Below are 15,985 nucleotides of genomic sequence, written 5' to 3' on the forward strand. Positions count from 1 at the left end.
AGAGCTCCGATGTCCAACTACCTTCGCAATAACAATGACGCCACCAGCAAGACCATCTCCCCGCTCCGGCGTCGCCGGATGTGGCTCGCCACCGGCGTCGTGGGCCTGACCGGAGCGGTCAGCCTCGCCGGCGTGGCCTACGCGACCACCGGGGCCACCGGCCCGCACCGCCTCGCCGACGTCAAGTGGTCGACCACGCAGCAGCTCAGCGCCGATGACCACGGCGACAAGGGCGAGTACGGCCGGGACGGCTACGACAAGGACGGGCACGACAAGGACTGGAACGGCAAGGACGGCAAGGACCGTGGCCAGGAAGGCCGTGACCGCGGCGAGTGGGGCCCGGACAAGGGCAAGGACGGCAAGGACGACCACGGCAAGACCCGCGACGTCGCCTGCGACGACGACGCCCTGGTCGACGCCCTCGAACTGGCCAACCGCGACCACGGCGGCACCCTGAAGCTCGCCGAGAACTGCACCTACGAACTCGGCGTCAAGGACCGCAAGTTCGGCTCCGCCCTGCCCGAGATCAAGCAGGACGTCACCATCAAGGGCAACGGCTCCACCATCAAACGCGACGCCGAAGACACCTTCCGCATCTTCCGCGTCGTCGACGGCGGCGACCTCACCCTCAAGGACCTCACCGTCAAGGGCGGCAACGCCAACGAGTTCAAGTACCCGGGTGGCGGGGCTCCCGGCGGCGGCCAGCCGCCGGCCGCCGCCCCGGCTGCCGCTCCGGCCGCTCCGGCGGTCGCGGCTCCGGCCGCCGCCCCGGCTGTTGCGGCCCCGGCCGCGGCGACCACCGCCGCCACTGTCACGCCCGTTGCCGACGGCATGAACGGCGGCAAGGACGACGACAAGCGGGTCGAGGGTGACGGCGGCGCGCTGCTCGTCGAGCGTGGCGGCAGCGCCTACCTGGACAACGTCAAGCTCGTCGACAACAACGCCGAGGGCGACGGCGGCGCCGTGGCCAACTACGGCCGCACCTGGCTCAAGGAGAGCAAGGTCGTCGGCAACCACGCCCAGGGCGACGGCGGCGGCATCTTCAACGAGGGCATCCTCAAGGTCGAGGAAACCCACGTCGACGACAACACCGCAGGCGGCAACGGCGGCGGCATCGCCAACGGCAGCGGCCTGTCCGGTGGGCACGGCCCGGCGGCCTCCGCCGCGCCGAAGGGCTACGACCCGAAGGGCAAGCACCACGCGGCCGGGATCGTCGAGATCTTCGGTTCCGACCACGGCAAGGACGGCGTCAAGTCCAGCCTGTCGGACAACCGCGCCGGCAAGAACGGTGGCGGTCTGTTCAGCAGCGGCGGCACCGTCACGGTCTCCTTCACCGCGATCACGGGCAACACCGCCTGCGAGAACGGCGGCGGCGTGTACGCCGAGAACACCGACCTGCTCCTGGAGAAGGTCCACGTCGCCAAGAACCACGCCGACGGCGACGGCGGCGGTGTGGTGGTCACCGGTGGCAAGCACTGGGGCTACCCGGAGAACAAGGAGCACGCCAGCGCCACGATCGCCGACAGCAAGATCGTCGACAACACCGCCAACCGCTTCGGTGGTGGCATCTTCAACGGTGAGTGGCTCATCAAGATCGAGGACGGCTTCCTCACCCGCGAGCACGACAAGGACGACAACGCCACCCTCACCATCCGCGACACCGACATCAAGGGCAACACCGCCCTCAACGGCGGCGGCATCTTCAACAACAAGGCGAAGATCACCCTGACCAAGACCAACGTCACCAAGAACACCGCCACCGACTCCAGCAAGCTCCACCGGGTCGCCGGCGGCGTCCTCAACAACGAAGGACGCGTCAAGCTCGACGACAAGTCCCTCATCAGCAACAACGACCCGACCAACTGCGCCAACACCGTCGAGGACTGCTTCAACTGACCTGACGGTCGACAGGTAACGCGACCGGCCCCCTGCCACGTGACGTGGCAGGGGGCCGGTCGGCCGTGCGGTCAGCTCTGGACGAACACCGCCACGCTGCGCGCGGGTACGGTGAACGTGCCGGCGGCCCGGTCGAACGACGCGGTACGCAGCGCCGGGTCGGCCGAGTTCCGCAGCACCGGGTGCAGCGCCACGTTCGCCCCGCGCAGCCCGGTGACCGTCTGCTTCGCCGTCTCCGGCGTGGCGTTGAAGACGACGGTCACCGACTTCCACGTCCCGTCCAGCCCGCGGGCGTCGAGGGTCATGGTGAGCACGCCCGGCGTCTCAGTCGTCCCGGAAAGCGGGAACGCCACCCGCTTCTGCACCTGCTCGGCGGTGTCGAGCCCGAACACCGGCGAGGACCGGCGCACGCGCAGCAGCTCCGCGTACCGGGCGTTCGCCAACTCGATCGCCGCGCAGTCCGGCACCAGCAACGGGTCGGCCAGCAGCGGCTTCGCGTACGACCACTTGTCGCGGTTGTCGGCCTCCGGTGGCAGGCCGGCACCGAACCCGTTGCCCTGGGCGCAGTCCCAGCGGATCTGGTTGAACCAGTCCCCCGAGTTGTACGAGTTGCGGTCCAGCGACTTCGAGCGCAGCCGCTCCGAGCCGGTGGTGACGAACCCGGCGCCCTGCCCGAGCGCCGTGGTCGCCAGCGCGAGCACCTGCATCCGGGCCCGGTCCTGCGCCGAGGTGCCCTGCGGCAGCTTGTACGCCAGCGCGTCGTACAGGATCTCGTTGTCGTGCGCGTCGACGTAGGTGACCGCCTCGCCCGGCGCGGCCGTGTATCCGGCCGGCGCGCCGTTGTAGTCGACCTGGGCGCCGGTGACCCGCTTGCCGGTGGAGTCGGTGAACCGGTAGCCGCGCAGGTTGCCGGTCAGCCCCACCTTGATCAGGTCGTGCTGGTGCAGCAGCCGGGCCCGCTGGTCCGCCGCCGAACCGTTCACGTCGTCGCCGTTGGGGTCGGTGTACAGGCCGGAGGCGAAGCCCTGCGCCCGCGGGTTGGCGTCGAACGGGCCGCCGCCGCGCACCGCGTCGCGGAGCCGGTCGTTGAACGTGCCGACGCCGGTACCGGCCATGTTGGCCTGGGTGGCCTGCGTGAAGCGGGCGTCGTCGGCGACCTCGCCGAAGTTCCAGCCCTCGCCGTAGAGCAGGATCTTGCGGCCGTCCACGCCGTCGCGGGCGAGCGTGAGCTTGTCCAGCGCGGCCCGTACGGCCAGGATGTTCGCCTTCGGGTGGTGGCCCATCAGGTCGAACCGGAAACCGTCCACCTTGTACGCCTTGGCCCAGGTGACCAGCGAGTCCACCACGAGCTTGCCCATCATGGCGTGCTCCGGGGCGGTGTTGGCACAGCAGGTGGAGTTGGCGACGGTCCCGTCCTCCAGGAGCCGGTGGTAGTAGCCCGGCACCACCTGGTCGAGCACCGACTTCGGGTCGGCGCCGGCGGCCGAGGTGTGGTTGTAGACCACGTCCATCACCACCCGCAGGCCGGCCTTGTTCACCCCGGCGACCATCTGCCGGAACTCGGTGGTGCGCTTGGCGCCGTTCGGGTCGACGGCGTACCCGCCCTCGGGCACCGTGTAGTGCAGCGGGTCGTACCCCCAGTTGTAGCCGTCGGTGCCGGCGACCGCCGCGACGCACTTCTGCTGCTCGTCGGAGTCCGGCGGCAGCGCGGCCAGGTCACAGTTCGGCCGGGCCTGGTCGGCCCGCTTCTCCGGGATGGTGGCGAAGTCGAAGGCCGGCAGCAGGTGCAGGTGGTTGACCCCGGCGTCGCCGAGCGCCCGCAGGTGCTTCATGCCCGCCGTGTTCGGGTCGGTGAACGCCAGATACGTCCCTCGCCGGTCGGCCGGAACTGTGGTGTCGGCGATGGAGAAGTCCCGCACCGACAGCTCGGAGATCTGGATCTTCGACGCCGGCGGGGCGGCCGGCTTGCGCAGGTTCGCCCAGCCGGCCGGCGCGAGCGCCGGATCGGTCAGGTCGACGATCTGGCTGTGCGTGGAGTTCGCCGCGAGCGCCACCGAGTAGGGGTCGGTCACCGACGCGGTGACCATCTTCTGCGTGGCCGGCTGCCACGCCTGCACCCGGTAGCGGTAGTAGCGGCCGTTCCACGCCTTCGTGCCGCGTACCGACCAGACGCCGGTGCGGTCGTCGCGGCGCATCGCCACAGTGGTCGGCTGGGCCGTGGGTGAGTCGAACAGCTCCAGCGAGACGGTCCGCGCGGTCGGCGCCCACACCGCCAGGGTGGGCACCCGCCCGGCGAACGTCGGGCCGAGCTTCGCGCCGGTCGCCGCCGCGTAGACGTCGTCGAGCACACCGGGAATCTGCACGCCGGTGGCGGCGAGCAGCGCGCCCTCGGCGTCCCGCTCGGTCACCACGAGCTGGCCGCGCAGCGCCGCCGGCACCTTGGCCAGGTCGGCGCGGTCCAGCGTGAAGGCGCGCGAGGCCCAGAGATGGGGGTACGCCTGCCGTTGCGCCTCGGTCAGCCCGTTGCGCTGCGCCCGCAGCCCGATGGTGGTGTACGTGCCGGTCAGCTCACCGTCGGCGAGGCCGATCCCACCGGCCGGAGCGACGGCGAGCGCGTACCGCCGCCCGTCGGTCGGCCCGGTGGGCCAGGCCACAGTGGACCTGTCGATCCAGTGCGCCTTCTGCTTGGTGATGTCGAGGTCCTTGGCGGCGCCGGACGTGGTGGTCGGCAGCAGCCGTCCCTTCACGCCGGCCAGGAGCCACACCTCACGCCCCGCGGAGGCGAAGTCGAGCCGCTGGTCATCGGGCTGATCCTTCTCGTCGCCTCGGTGGATGATGTAGCTCAGCCCGGTCGCACCCGCGGCCAGGGGCACCCGGAACACCGCGCCGTACGCGTCGATCTTCTCCGGCTTGAGCGGCGCGGCCCAGTCGGTCGGGGTGGCCGCGCCGTCCCACAGGTGCAGGCCCCAGCCGTCGTAGTTGCCGTCGGCCTTGCGCCAGTGGATCAGCGCCGTGTCCTGCGCGACGGGCGGGTCGGGCTCGCCGGTGGCGGCCTGCCGCGTCGGGTAGACCGCCGGGTCGCCCTGCTTGACCCAGACCTCGCCGGTCGCAGTCACGTCGATGGTGCGGTCGTTCGCGACGTCCTTGTTGCCGTCGCCGTCGATCACGAGGAAGCCGACCGACTTCGCGCCGGGCTTGAGCTTGACCCAGGCGAACCGGCCGTACGAGTCCTCACCGGCGAACGGCTGCCCGGCGGGCCACTGCGTCACGTACGCCGGGTCGATGTCGCCCCAGGCGTAGAGCCGCCAGTCGTCGTACCCGCCGGCCGGGCGCTGGTAGTGCACGATCGCCCAGTCCCGCGATTCGCCCTGGTCGGGGGTGCCGACGGTGCCGGTGGCGCGGGCGGTGGCGGTGCGGCCCTTGCCGTCGCGGACCACCGCCTTGTACTCCACGCGGGTGCCGCCGGGCAGGCCGGTCAGGTCGTGGTGCACGGTGTACGGCGCACGCTGCGCGGTGCCGAGCAGCGTCCACTTGCCGCCCGCGACCCGGGCGGCGAACGTGACGGTGGCGAGCGGGTCGCCGGTCACCTGGGCGGTGACGGCGGCCTTGCCGGGGACCGGGGTGTCGCCCGGCTCGGTGATCGTGATCTTCGGTGCCCCGGCCTGCGGGATCGCCCGGTCGGCCTTCAGCACCAGCGCCGACATCGCCGGTACGGTGATGCTCAGCTTGCCGTCCGCGCCGGCGGTCGCGCCCGCGGCGTCGCCGTACACGCCGGTGAAGCGGGCGCCGGCCGACCAGGTGTCCACGCTGACAGTCTGCGGGGTCGCGGCGTTGTTCACCGCGGCCACGTACTCGATCCGGTCGGACGGCAGGACGCGGGAGAACGCGAAGACGCCGGGCCCGTCGGCCGCGTACCGGGTCACCTGCACACCGTCGCGCAGCGCCGGGTGTGCCGACCGCAGCTTGCCCAGCTCGGCGATGGTCCGGTAGAGCGGGTGACGGGTGTCGTACTGGTCGACGGCGTGGGTGCGGGTGGTGCCGATCAGGTCGTCGTCGAGGTAGTCGGCGGTCCGCGAGGCGAACATGTCCTGCCGGGCGTCCTTGTCGCCGCCCGGTCCGGTGAAGCCCTGCTCGTCGCCGGAGTAGACGACCGGCTGGCCACGGGTGAGGAACATGAGCTGGTGGGCGAGCCTGCTGCGGTTCAGCTGGGCGGCGTCGTCACCACCGGCGGCGGCGACGAACGAGCCGATCCGGCCCATGTCGTGGTTGCCCAGGAACGTGGTGAGCCGGTTGGCGTTGGTGTCGCGCGCGGAGTACAGGTCGTCCTTGGCGTAGACGTCGGCGAGCGCCTTGGCCGAGCCGTCGGCGGCGGCGTACCCGCGTGCCGCCTCCTGAAACGAAAAGTCCAGCGTGGCGGGCAGTCCGCCCTGCCGCACGTAGGTGGACTGGATCTCCTGCTCGGCGCTGTAGACCTCGCCGAACATGAAGAAGTCCTTCTTGCCGGCCTTGGCCGCGGCGGCCTCGACGCCCCGGGCGAACTGCGGCCAGAAGTCGAGGTTCGTGTGCTTGACGGTGTCGAGGCGGAACCCGTCCACACCGGCCTTGCCGATCCACTCGGCGTAGATGTCGGTCATGCCGCGCACCACCTCGGGACGCTCGGTCCACAGGTCGTCGAGGCCGAAGAAGTCGCCGTACTCGCTGTTCTCCCCGGCGAAGGTGGAGTCACCGCGGTTGTGGTACATGGTCGGGTCGTTCAGCCACGCCGGGACCTTGACCTTCGCGTCGGCCGGGGTGGCGAACACCGGGGTGTACGGGAACGACGTCGAGTTCACGGCCGGGAACTTCCGGGTGCCGTCGGCGTAGTTGCGGTCCTCGAAGGGGCGCCCCTGCGCGTCGCGGTAGGGCGTGGTCTTCTTGTCCACGTAGCCGTACTTGTCCTCGGCGTACCGGATGACGTCGGCGGTGTGGTTGACGATGATGTCGAGGTAGACCTTGATGCCCCGGCGGTGGGCGAGGTCGACCAGCTTCTTCAGCTCCGCGTTGGTGCCGAAGTGCGGGTCGACCTGGGTGAAGTCGGTGATCCAGTAGCCGTGGTAGCCGGCCGAGACGTCGGCGCCGGTGCCCTGCACGGGCCGGTTCTTGAAGATCGGGGCGAGCCAGATGGCGGTGGTGCCGAGCCCCTGGATGTAGTCCATCCGGTCGATCAGGCCCTTGAGGTCGCCGCCGTGGTAGAAGCCCTTGTCGGCCGGGTCGTGGCCGGTGGTGAGCCGGCCGCCGGTCAGGCCGCCGGTGTCGTTGCGCTTGTCGCCGTTGGCGAAGCGGTCCGGCAGGACGAAGTAGAACTGCTCCGCCTTCCTGGTGCTGGTGGCGGCCTTGAGCAGCGCGTCGGGGGACGGCTCGCGGTTCCACTGCGGAGCGTTGCCGGCGGCCAGCACGTCGGGGGTGGCGGCGGCCGGGCCGGTGGCGTCGGCGCCGAGCTGGTGGAGGGCCACCGGCACGCCGACGAGAGTGAGTACGAGGGAGGTGACCAGGGCGAGCAGCGCCTTGGGGGATATCGGCGGCGGTTTCATCGACGGCCTTTCTCTGGTCGCTGATTCGCCCGCACGCTAGCCCTTGCCGAAACATTCTGCAATACCTTGCAAACACTGCCGCAACAAAGCAGCCACCTTGCAAGAGGAGCACCGACGCCAGCCCCCTACCGGGCCGTGCGACCTAGCGTCCGGCGCAGGGTGTGCCGTCGACGGTGCAGCTCACCGGGCGGGTGCCGGCCCGCTCGATGTGGAACCGCACCGGCAGGGACTGCCCGGGGGCCAGGTCGAACCCGCTGCGGTAGGTGAACACGCCGTCGTCGAAGCGGAACACGCCCTGCTCGGCGCCCTCGACCCAGGCGGTGACCAGCCGGCCACCGGGGAACACCGCACGCACCGTCCAGCCGTGCGCCGTACGCGCGGTGTTGACCAGCAGCACCTCACCGATGAAGCCGCCGTCGAACGCACTCGCCACGCTGTACCGGCCGGTCACCGCGGACGGCGGCGCGGACGGAGACGGCGGGGGCAGCACCGGCCGGGCCACACCCCGAGGGCTAGGAGTCGACGCGGCCGGCGTCGGCCGGGCGGGCAGCACCGTGGACCGGGGCGACAGACCCGGCACCACCGGGGCGGTGGCGGACACCGACGACGGACCGGCGGCACCGGCCGCCGTGGGCGTCGGCGGGACCTGCGGCAGCGACATCACCGGATCGGCCGGACCGGCTGCCGGGAACGTACTGCGGCCCCGCACCGAGCCGAGCGCCACCACCAGCAGGACCACCATCACGACCACGCCGGCGGCGACAAGGATCCAGGGAGACGAGGTCATGGCGGCTCCGGGCTGCGGACCGGGGCGGCGCGTGCGGGACATGGTCCTCCTGTCGGGGGTCCGGGCCAGCGTAGCCACCCGGACCGGGTGGCGGCGAGCGTCCCGCCCGAGCCCTGCCGCACGGTGCCTCGCACCTGATACCTTGCACGCCGATCAATGACCACAATGGCTCGTCGAGCCGGTAGGACGGATAGCCAGTGACTGAGTGGCAGGACAGTATCCGGCGGGCGTCCGCGACGGACGCCGCCGTCGTGACGGTGATTCTCGCCGAGGCTTTCATGCGGGATCCGGTGAGCGGCTGGGTCTTCCCCGACGACGACCATCGCGCGCGGGTCCACCGCGCCTTCTTCGCACCGTTCGTCGCGCTGGCGCTGCGCACCGGTGAGGTGTACATCGCCGGTGACGGGCTGGGCGTCACGCTCTGGCTGCCCACCGGCGAGGGCCACGACGCCGAGGACGGCGACGAGTTCGACGGGATGGAGACCGCCATCGGCGCGGAGGCCATGAAGCGGTTCGGCACGCTCGACGAGATGATGAGCGCCCAGCACCCCGGAGAGCCGCACTGGTACCTGCCCTTCATCGGGGTGCACCCGGACCATCACGGCAAGGGCGTCGGGTCGGCGCTGCTGCGTAACAAGCTGGCCGAGCTGGATCAGGCCGGCACCGCGGCGTACCTGGAAGCCAGCTCGCCGCGCAACGCCGCGCTCTACGAGCGGCTCGGATTCCGGCGCCGCCCGGTCACGCTGGACCTGCCGGAAGGCCCCAGCCTCCAGCCGATGTGGCGCGACCCGGCCTGACCGGTGCCGTCCCGCCCCGGCTCGGCCCGGGGCGGGACGTCAGCGCCGTACCGTCGTGGTGGTGACGTCGAGCGCGCCCACGACGGCGGCGAGCAGCCCCTCGAGCTGAGCCGGCAGGAACCGGCGGCAGTCGCGCATCCGCGTGGCCACCTGCGGGTCGAAGATGTGCGCGGCCAGGCCGACCGCCTCGGCGAGCGTCGCCAGCAGCAGCGTGCCCGGGTCCAGCTCGGCCGGGGACGAGTGCATCAGCATCGCGGTCAGCCGCACCCGCGGTGACGCCGCCTGGTTCGGGTCTATGGCCGGCCAGCGCACCATCCGGCCGATCAGCTTGCCCTGCTCCCGGCGCAGGACGCCGGCGGTGACCAGCCGGGTGCCCACCCGCTCGTTGATGTTGAGCTGGGTCCGCAGGTAACGGATCCACAGCCGGGCCGGATGCGCGCCCTCGCGGCGCAGGATCTCGGTGATCAGCAGGTCGGTGAGCGGCTCCTGCCACAGCCGCGGGTCGACAGCGGCGATCCCCCCTCCGTCGAGGGCGATCCGGCCCTCGAACATCAGCTCGGCGAGCGCGGCGCCGGCCAGCCCGCACTCCAGCCGGTCGACGGCGACGTGTGGCTTGCCGGTGAACTCGTCGTGTCCGATAAGGAACAGCGCATCCGCAAGCCGGTAAGTGGCCTGTGCCCCGGGGTAGGTCATGGTCCATCCTCGAACGGTGGCCGTGATCGTCGACACGGGACGGTACGGCATGACCACGCACAGCTCAATTCCGGGCGATCACGCGCACCCCAATCGATATCGAAGCGGGGTTGTCACGATACGTGATCACCAATACCCTGCTTCAGGTTGTTCCGAAGTAGACACCTCAATCCCCTCACTCCCTCCCCTGGAGAAGCCTTGTCCTCCGATCCGTTCTTCTCCGACGGTGGGCTGCGCCGCGGTCGTCTCGGCACCGCTCACCTCGTCTTCTTCACCGTCGCCGCGTCCGCCCCGCTGACCGTTCTCGGCGGTGGTGTCACCACCATGTACGCGGTCAGCGGCAACATCGGCGCCGCGCTCGGATACGTGCTCCTCGCCGCCGTGCTCGCCGTCTTCGCCACCGGCTACGCCGCGATGAGCCGGTACGTCGCCAACGCGGGCGCCTTCTACGCGTACATCGCCAACGGCCTCGGCCGGGCCGGCGGGGTGGCCGGCTCGGCTGTCGCGCTCGCGGCGTACAACGCGATCCAGATCGGTCTGTACGGCCTGCTCGGCGCGATCCTCGGCGACTTCATGGACGCCAAGACCGGCATCAGCCTCGACTGGTGGGTCTGGGCGCTGCTGGCCTGGGTGTTCATCGGCGCGCTCGGCGTCCTGCGCATCGACCTCAACGCCACGGTCCTCGCCGTCCTGCTCATCCTCGAGTGCGTGGCCGTGCTGATCTTCGACCTGGTGGCCTTCGCCAACCCCGACGGCGGCACCGTCACCACCGCCGGCATCAGCCCCGGCCACCTGTTCGGCGCCGGCTTCGGCGCGGTGCTCGCGTTCACCATCGCCTCCTTCACCGGCTTCGAGAGCGGCGCGATCTACAGCGAAGAGGTCAAGGACCCGCGGCGCACCGTGGCTCGCGCCACCTACATCGCGGTCGCGTTCACCGGCCTGTTCTACGCCTTCTCGGCCTGGGCGCTCACCGTGCTCACCGGGCCGGAGAACGCCCCGGCGGCCAGCGCCGAGGCGGGTCCGGGCATCATCTTCGGCGCGCTCGACCAGTACACCGGCGCCGTCGTCGCCGACATCGCCAACGTCCTGTTCATCACCAGCGTGCTGGCCGCCCTGCTGTCGTTCCACAACGGCGTGGCGCGTTACCTGTTCGCGCTGGGCCGGGAGCGGGTCCTGCCGCGCTTCCTCGGCGCCACCTCCAGCCGCAGCGGCGCCCCGGTCGCGGGCTCGGTGATGCAGAGCATCCTCGCCGTGGTGGTGTTCCTGGCGTTCGCGATGACCGGCCGTGACCCGGTCATCGACCTGTTCACCTGGCTGTCCGGCGCGGCGGCGGTCGGCGTCGTGCTGCTGATGACGCTCACCTCGGCCTCCGTGGTGGGCTTCTTCCGGGGCCGTCCCGGCCCGGAGAGCGCGTGGCAGCGGGCGATCGCGCCGGGGCTCGGCACGGTCCTGCTCACCGCCGTGCTGCTGGTGCTGCTGTTCAACTTCGACGCGCTGCTCGCCCCCGACACGGCGAGTTACCTGAAGTGGCTGCTGCCGGCGATCCCGGTGGCGGCGGGGGTGCTCGGCCTGATCTGGGGCGTGATCCTGCGTACCAGCCGGCCGGAGACCTACCGCCGGATCGGCCAGGTCACCGAGGAGGGCCTGCACGAGCCCGGCCTGCACCCGGCCCCCGAGGCCGACCGCTGGGCCGGCGCCCACCACCGCTGACGCCCGTCGGTGCGGCGGCCGGCCCGCGTGGCCGGCCGCCGCACCACCACGATCAGGCGGTACGGATGACGGTGCAGATCACCGGGCCGTCCTCGGTGGTGCGCAGCAGGTAGCGGTAGCGCTCGCCGGGCACCGCGCCGCCCTGGCTGTCCAGGAACTCCCAGCGCACCGCCACCTCGGTGAGCAGCGCCGAGATCTGCTGCACGTCCTCGATCTGCGCGTTCGCCGCGACGAGTTCCCGCTCCTGGTAGTCCGGGGCGGCGCCGACGAAGCTGAGCGCCACCGCCGCCGGCGAGGTGAACGAGAAGCTGTAGGTGTCGGCGACCACCAGCCCGGGCAGGGCGTAGCAGCCGGCGATGGCCGGCACGTCGGCGGTGGTCAGCGCCACGCCGTACCGGTCGAAGAAGTCGGTGAGCGTGTCGAGGTCGGTGGAAGCCGTCACGACGCTCCTCATTACCGGCGCGCCCTCGCGGCAAACCTTTCTCAGCGCGGCGGGATCCGCACCTCGATCTCGGCGCCGAGGTGCGCGCCGCCGCGCAGCGCCAGGTCGTCGCCGCTCCAGAACCGGCCCGGGTCGTACCAGTTGGGCCGCCGCCCGGCGGGCAGCAGACCCATCGCCTCGTAGGTCACCGCGACCACCTCGGCGCAGTACGCCGTCTCCAGTCCTGCCGCGTTCTCCCTGCTGGTGTCGCCGATCTCGCTGGTGTCGCCGGTCTCGGCTCGGTCGCCGGTATCGCCCCTGTCGATGATCTTGCTCAGGATGCCCGTCTGGTTCCGGTCGCCGGCCCTGCCCCGCAGGTCGCCGAGGCTCAGGCGGCGCGGGTGCGGCAACCGGCCCCGGGCCCACCGCCAGGCGAGCTGCGCGGTGGACGGGAACGGCGTCCCGTCCAGACGCGCCACGGTACGCAGCACCGCCTCCTCCATCGCCGTGTCGGCCGGCGGTTCGAGCTGGCGCAGCCAGCCCCGCTGGCCGTACCGGTTGGCCCAGACGCAGACCGCGTCCCGCAGGTCGTGCAGCTGCACGCCGCGCTGGTGGGTGCCGGTCCACATGTCCGGCAGCGAACGGCCCAGCTCGGCGTGCCACATCAGCGGCGGCATGTCGTCGAGCACCACGGCCATGCCGACGTGGTTCACCGGGCTGTTCGTGGTGAGCTGGATGGCCCGGTCGGGCACGCTGCGTCCGCGGAACACCCACAGATCGCCGGTGCGGGTCAGCTCCACGGCCTCGTCCAGGCTGATGCTCATGGAGGACTACCCTATGCGGATGCGGCAACGGATGCGGTGGTGGAAGGTACTCGGTCTCGCGGGTCTCGCCGGCGTCGCGGCGACCGGAGTGGTGGTGGCCCGGGCCGAGCGGCGGCGCCGGGCGTACACGCCGGAGGAGATCCGGGACCGGCTGCGCGAACGGCACGCCAAGGCCTCGCCGCCGTCCTGACGGGACGGTCGCGGACGGCGGATTCTCCTACCATTGTCATGATGGGAACCGTTTTCTGGGAGAGCCCGTTCGTCCTCGATCCCCCACCTGCCGCCGTGGAGCGGCACGGCGACGTCGACCTGCACGTGCCCACCGGCGACGACCGGCATCCCGCCGTCGTGGTCGTGCACGGCGTACCGGGGCCGCCCGACGCGCCCGACGCACGTGACTGGCCGCTCTACCGCGGCTACGGCGCGCTGCTCGCCGAGGCGGGTGTGCTGACCGCGATCCCCCGGCTCACCGTGGCGAGCCCGGACGACCTGTACACGGTCGCCGCCCGGGTGGCCGCCGCCGCCGAACTGCTCCGCGCCGACCCGCGCGTCGACCCGGACCGGCTCGGCCTCTGGTTCTTCTCCGGCGCCGGCCTGCTGCTCGGCGACTGGCTCCGTGACCCGCCCGCCTGGCTGCGCGGCGTGGCCGCCACCTATCCGCTGCTGGCGCCGCTGCCCGGGTGGCCGCCGGTGGACCCGCGCTTCCGCCCGGTCGACGCGCTGGACCAGCCCGCCGCTCCGTCCGGCACCGCCTCTCCCGACTCTCCCGTCGTCGACGCCCCGCGCCCGGAGGCGGCATCTTCCGAAAGCGTCGACGTCGACGCCGCGCATGCGGAGGGCGCGGCGCGGCCGACGCTCGTGCTGACCCGGGCGGGGCGGGAACGGCCCGAGGTCGCTCCCACCGTCGAGGCGTTCACTGTGGTCGCGCGGCGGCGCGGCATCCCGCTGTGCGTGGTGGACGTGCCGAACGGGCAGCACGGATTCGACGCGCTCGACCACACCGAGGAGTCCCGGGCCGCAGTCCGCACCGCCCGCGACACCTTGATCGCCCTGCTCACCGCCCCCTGATTCCCTATCGGGGATCGGCTGTCAAGGTGGTGGCCGGCTTGACCTTGTAGGTCGGCTGGTTGGACGATCGTTGGCGGGGAAGGTCGCCTCGTTTGTCGGCGCTTTGCGCGTCTGACCTGACATGTCCCGCGAGGACTCGTTGAGGGGCCTTCCCCGCCTTCGTGTCGGTGGTTTTGGTGCTGCGCCGGCGGGCGCGGACGCTGGCGGGGACGGTCCACTGTTCGGTGATGAGCTGTTTCGCCTGCTGTGGGGTGACCGGGGTGCCGTCGAGGTCGCAGATCACGTAAGGCATGCGGCGGCGCATCACGGCCCAGAGCCGTTCGGCGAGCCGGGCCGCGACGACGCAGCTGGCCTTGAGGTGCTCGGCGCCGCGTTCGACCATCTGCTGGTGGTAGACCCGCGCGAGCTGGGGATCCTGCTTGCGGGCCCAGTCCGCGGCCCGGATCAGGGTGGCCCTGGCGAGCCGGGAGCCGGCCTTGGACATCGGCTGGCCCTTGCGGTTGGTGTCACCGGTCTCCGACGCCCGCGGCGCGAGTCCGAGGTAGGACTTGAAGTGCGCCGCCGTCGGGAACCGGGCGGCGTCACCGATCACCGCGGTCATTGCCGGTCCGCCGACCTCGGCCAGGCCGGGCAGGCTGCGGGCCAGCTGCATCGGGTCCACCCACCGGTAACAGGATTCCCGCTCGGCCGCGTGCGAGGCCAGTTCGGCGTCGATGGCGCGTAGCAGCCGCACCTCGGTCGCGATCTCCGCGGCCAGGTCGCTGAACGCGACCGCCGGATGCTCACCGTAGAGGTCGACCGCGGCCCGGGCGGCGACCAGCCACAACTCGGCCCGCGCCTGACCCTGGTGGTTGTTCGACGCTTTGACAATCAGCGCGGTCAGCCGGGCCCGCCCGAGCCGTAGCAGCGCACGCGGGTCGGCGTAGCGTTCCAGCACCGCCAGATCGGCCTTGCCCAGATCACCGGTCAGCGGCGTGCACGGCCTCACCTGCCGGACCAGGTCCTTGATCCGCACCTTGTGCTCGGACGCGGCCATCGTCAGCCGATCACACGCCCGCACCCGCCGGTCCAGTGCCGCCGCGGCCGCATCCGGCAGTTCCAGGGGCCGCAACCCGTCCGGATCGATCAACGGCAGCCGGGCCAGGGTGTCCGCGTCGATGCCGTTGGACTTCGCATGCCGCGACAGGAATCGACGCAGATCCGCGGCCTTCGCACTCGACACCCGGAACACCAGATGCCCGCGGGCGGTAAAGAACACCGCGATCGGCAACCACGCTGGCCCGGTCGGCTCCATCACCACCTCCAACCGAGTCCCGGCCTCGGCGCCTGCCAGCGCCGCCGTCTCAATCGCGGTCAGACTCTGCAGCGTCGGCTCGCACCGCCGCCTGCACACCTCCTGCCCGGCCTCGTCACGCACCCGCACCGTGTGCGCCGACGCGATCCCCAGATCGATACCGACCAACCTGCGCTGCACTTGCCGCCTCCCGCGCACCGACCAACCACCTACTCCGGCGATCCGCGCGGGAACACCGCACAACAGCCACGGTCCCAAGGAGGCAGAGCAATCCGACGACGGCTCCCACTCATGTGCTGCAACCGGGCCCGACCTCAACAGGGCCGACCCACTTCCCTCATCCGGGGCATCCGTGGCCAGACCAGCGGTGGCAATCAGCGGTACGAGGCTCTCCCTCAGACCCCAACTCGACGCCACCCACCGGACCAACCGGGATGCTCATGCAATCCCAGGACCCCCGCGCTGATCAAGCACCGGAGTTCCTTACATGACCCCGGCCGCCCCCGCCCACCGCCCACTTCCCAGGATCGCCGTCCCGCAGAGCGGAACGCACAAAGATCTTGGTTGGAAACGGCCCTCATAGGGGCCGTTTCCAACCAAGATCTCCACCACCCCAAGGGGTGACCGCGAGCAGGGGCGCCCCAGAAGCACCACAGCCCCAACCCCACCACCCCCACCGCGTCGATCATGAAGTTGGCGGCGACAAATCGGGCTCCAACCACCGCCAACTTCATGATCGACGGGGCAGGACAGGGCGCGGCATCGCGCGCACCCGTGCACCCCGGCCACCCGGCCACCTGGCCCAGCCGGTCCACCGCGCCCTGTCCCCTGCCCCGCCGCCGGTCGCCCGCCCATCGCCCAGCCGGCCCGAACTGCCCTGCCTGCCCGAACCACCCCGCCTGCCCGGCCGGCTCCGGCCGGCCAC

At 71.6% G+C, this 15,985-nt stretch carries 11 protein-coding genes; 5 read left to right on the forward strand and 6 right to left on the reverse strand.

Going from position 1 to position 15,985, the window contains the following annotated elements:
• Positions 1–9: 9 nt before the first annotated feature.
• On the forward strand, positions 10–1,896 hold the full coding sequence (locus ACQP26_RS20575; protein WP_433493747.1) for a hypothetical protein: 1,887 nt from the start codon (positions 10–12) through the stop codon (positions 1,894–1,896).
• A gap of 71 nt (positions 1,897–1,967) precedes the next feature.
• On the opposite strand, the gene pulA is transcribed toward ACQP26_RS20575, so the two are convergent.
• Both pulA and ACQP26_RS20585 read right to left on the reverse strand, forming a co-directional pair.
• Complete coding sequence (gene pulA / locus ACQP26_RS20580; RefSeq protein WP_433493748.1) at positions 1,968–7,466, reverse strand: pullulanase-type alpha-1,6-glucosidase; 5,499 nt, start codon at positions 7,464–7,466, stop codon at positions 1,968–1,970.
• A 142-nt stretch (positions 7,467–7,608) separates the two neighbouring features.
• Positions 7,609–8,253 carry a cellulose binding domain-containing protein gene (locus ACQP26_RS20585; protein WP_433493749.1) on the reverse strand — a complete coding sequence of 215 codons (645 nt, stop codon included), beginning with the start codon at positions 8,251–8,253 and terminating at the stop codon, positions 7,609–7,611.
• Positions 8,254–8,450: 197 nt separating this feature from the next.
• Between ACQP26_RS20585 and ACQP26_RS20590 the strand changes: the two genes are divergently transcribed.
• Positions 8,451–9,050, forward strand: coding sequence for a GNAT family N-acetyltransferase (locus ACQP26_RS20590; protein ID WP_433493750.1), 600 nt, complete (start codon positions 8,451–8,453; stop codon positions 9,048–9,050).
• A gap of 39 nt (positions 9,051–9,089) precedes the next feature.
• On the opposite strand, the gene ACQP26_RS20595 is transcribed toward ACQP26_RS20590, so the two are convergent.
• Positions 9,090–9,743, reverse strand: coding sequence for a GOLPH3/VPS74 family protein (locus ACQP26_RS20595; protein WP_421498485.1), 654 nt, complete (start codon positions 9,741–9,743; stop codon positions 9,090–9,092).
• Between the two features lie 198 nt (positions 9,744–9,941).
• Between ACQP26_RS20595 and ACQP26_RS20600 the strand changes: the two genes are divergently transcribed.
• Positions 9,942–11,453, forward strand: coding sequence for an APC family permease (locus ACQP26_RS20600; protein WP_269705101.1), 1,512 nt, complete (start codon positions 9,942–9,944; stop codon positions 11,451–11,453).
• A 52-nt stretch (positions 11,454–11,505) separates the two neighbouring features.
• Here the strand turns inward: ACQP26_RS20600 and ACQP26_RS20605 are convergent, their stop codons facing one another.
• A complete protein-coding gene (locus ACQP26_RS20605; protein WP_030274248.1) occupies positions 11,506–11,895 on the reverse strand; it encodes a hypothetical protein in 390 nt (129 codons plus the stop codon).
• Positions 11,896–11,936: 41 nt separating this feature from the next.
• Positions 11,937–12,698 carry a hypothetical protein gene (locus ACQP26_RS20610; protein WP_433493751.1) on the reverse strand — a complete coding sequence of 254 codons (762 nt, stop codon included), beginning with the start codon at positions 12,696–12,698 and terminating at the stop codon, positions 11,937–11,939.
• Here ACQP26_RS20610 and ACQP26_RS20615 point away from each other — a divergent pair.
• Positions 12,697–12,888 (forward strand): hypothetical protein, encoded by a 192-nt coding sequence (locus tag ACQP26_RS20615; RefSeq protein WP_269705098.1) that lies wholly within the window; start codon positions 12,697–12,699, stop codon positions 12,886–12,888. The two genes, ACQP26_RS20610 and ACQP26_RS20615, sit on opposite strands and share 2 nt — an antisense overlap.
• 41 nt (positions 12,889–12,929) lie before the next feature.
• A complete protein-coding gene (locus ACQP26_RS20620) occupies positions 12,930–13,766 on the forward strand; it encodes a hypothetical protein (RefSeq protein ID WP_433493752.1) in 837 nt (278 codons plus the stop codon).
• Between the two features lie 4 nt (positions 13,767–13,770).
• Here the strand turns inward: ACQP26_RS20620 and ACQP26_RS20625 are convergent, their stop codons facing one another.
• A complete protein-coding gene (locus ACQP26_RS20625) occupies positions 13,771–15,318 on the reverse strand; it encodes an IS110 family transposase (RefSeq protein WP_433493753.1) in 1,548 nt (515 codons plus the stop codon).
• Positions 15,319–15,985: the final 667 nt, after the last annotated feature.

It is taken from the genome of Micromonospora sp. CA-248089 (assembly GCF_050948515.1).
Lineage (GTDB): Bacteria > Actinomycetota > Actinomycetes > Mycobacteriales > Micromonosporaceae > Micromonospora.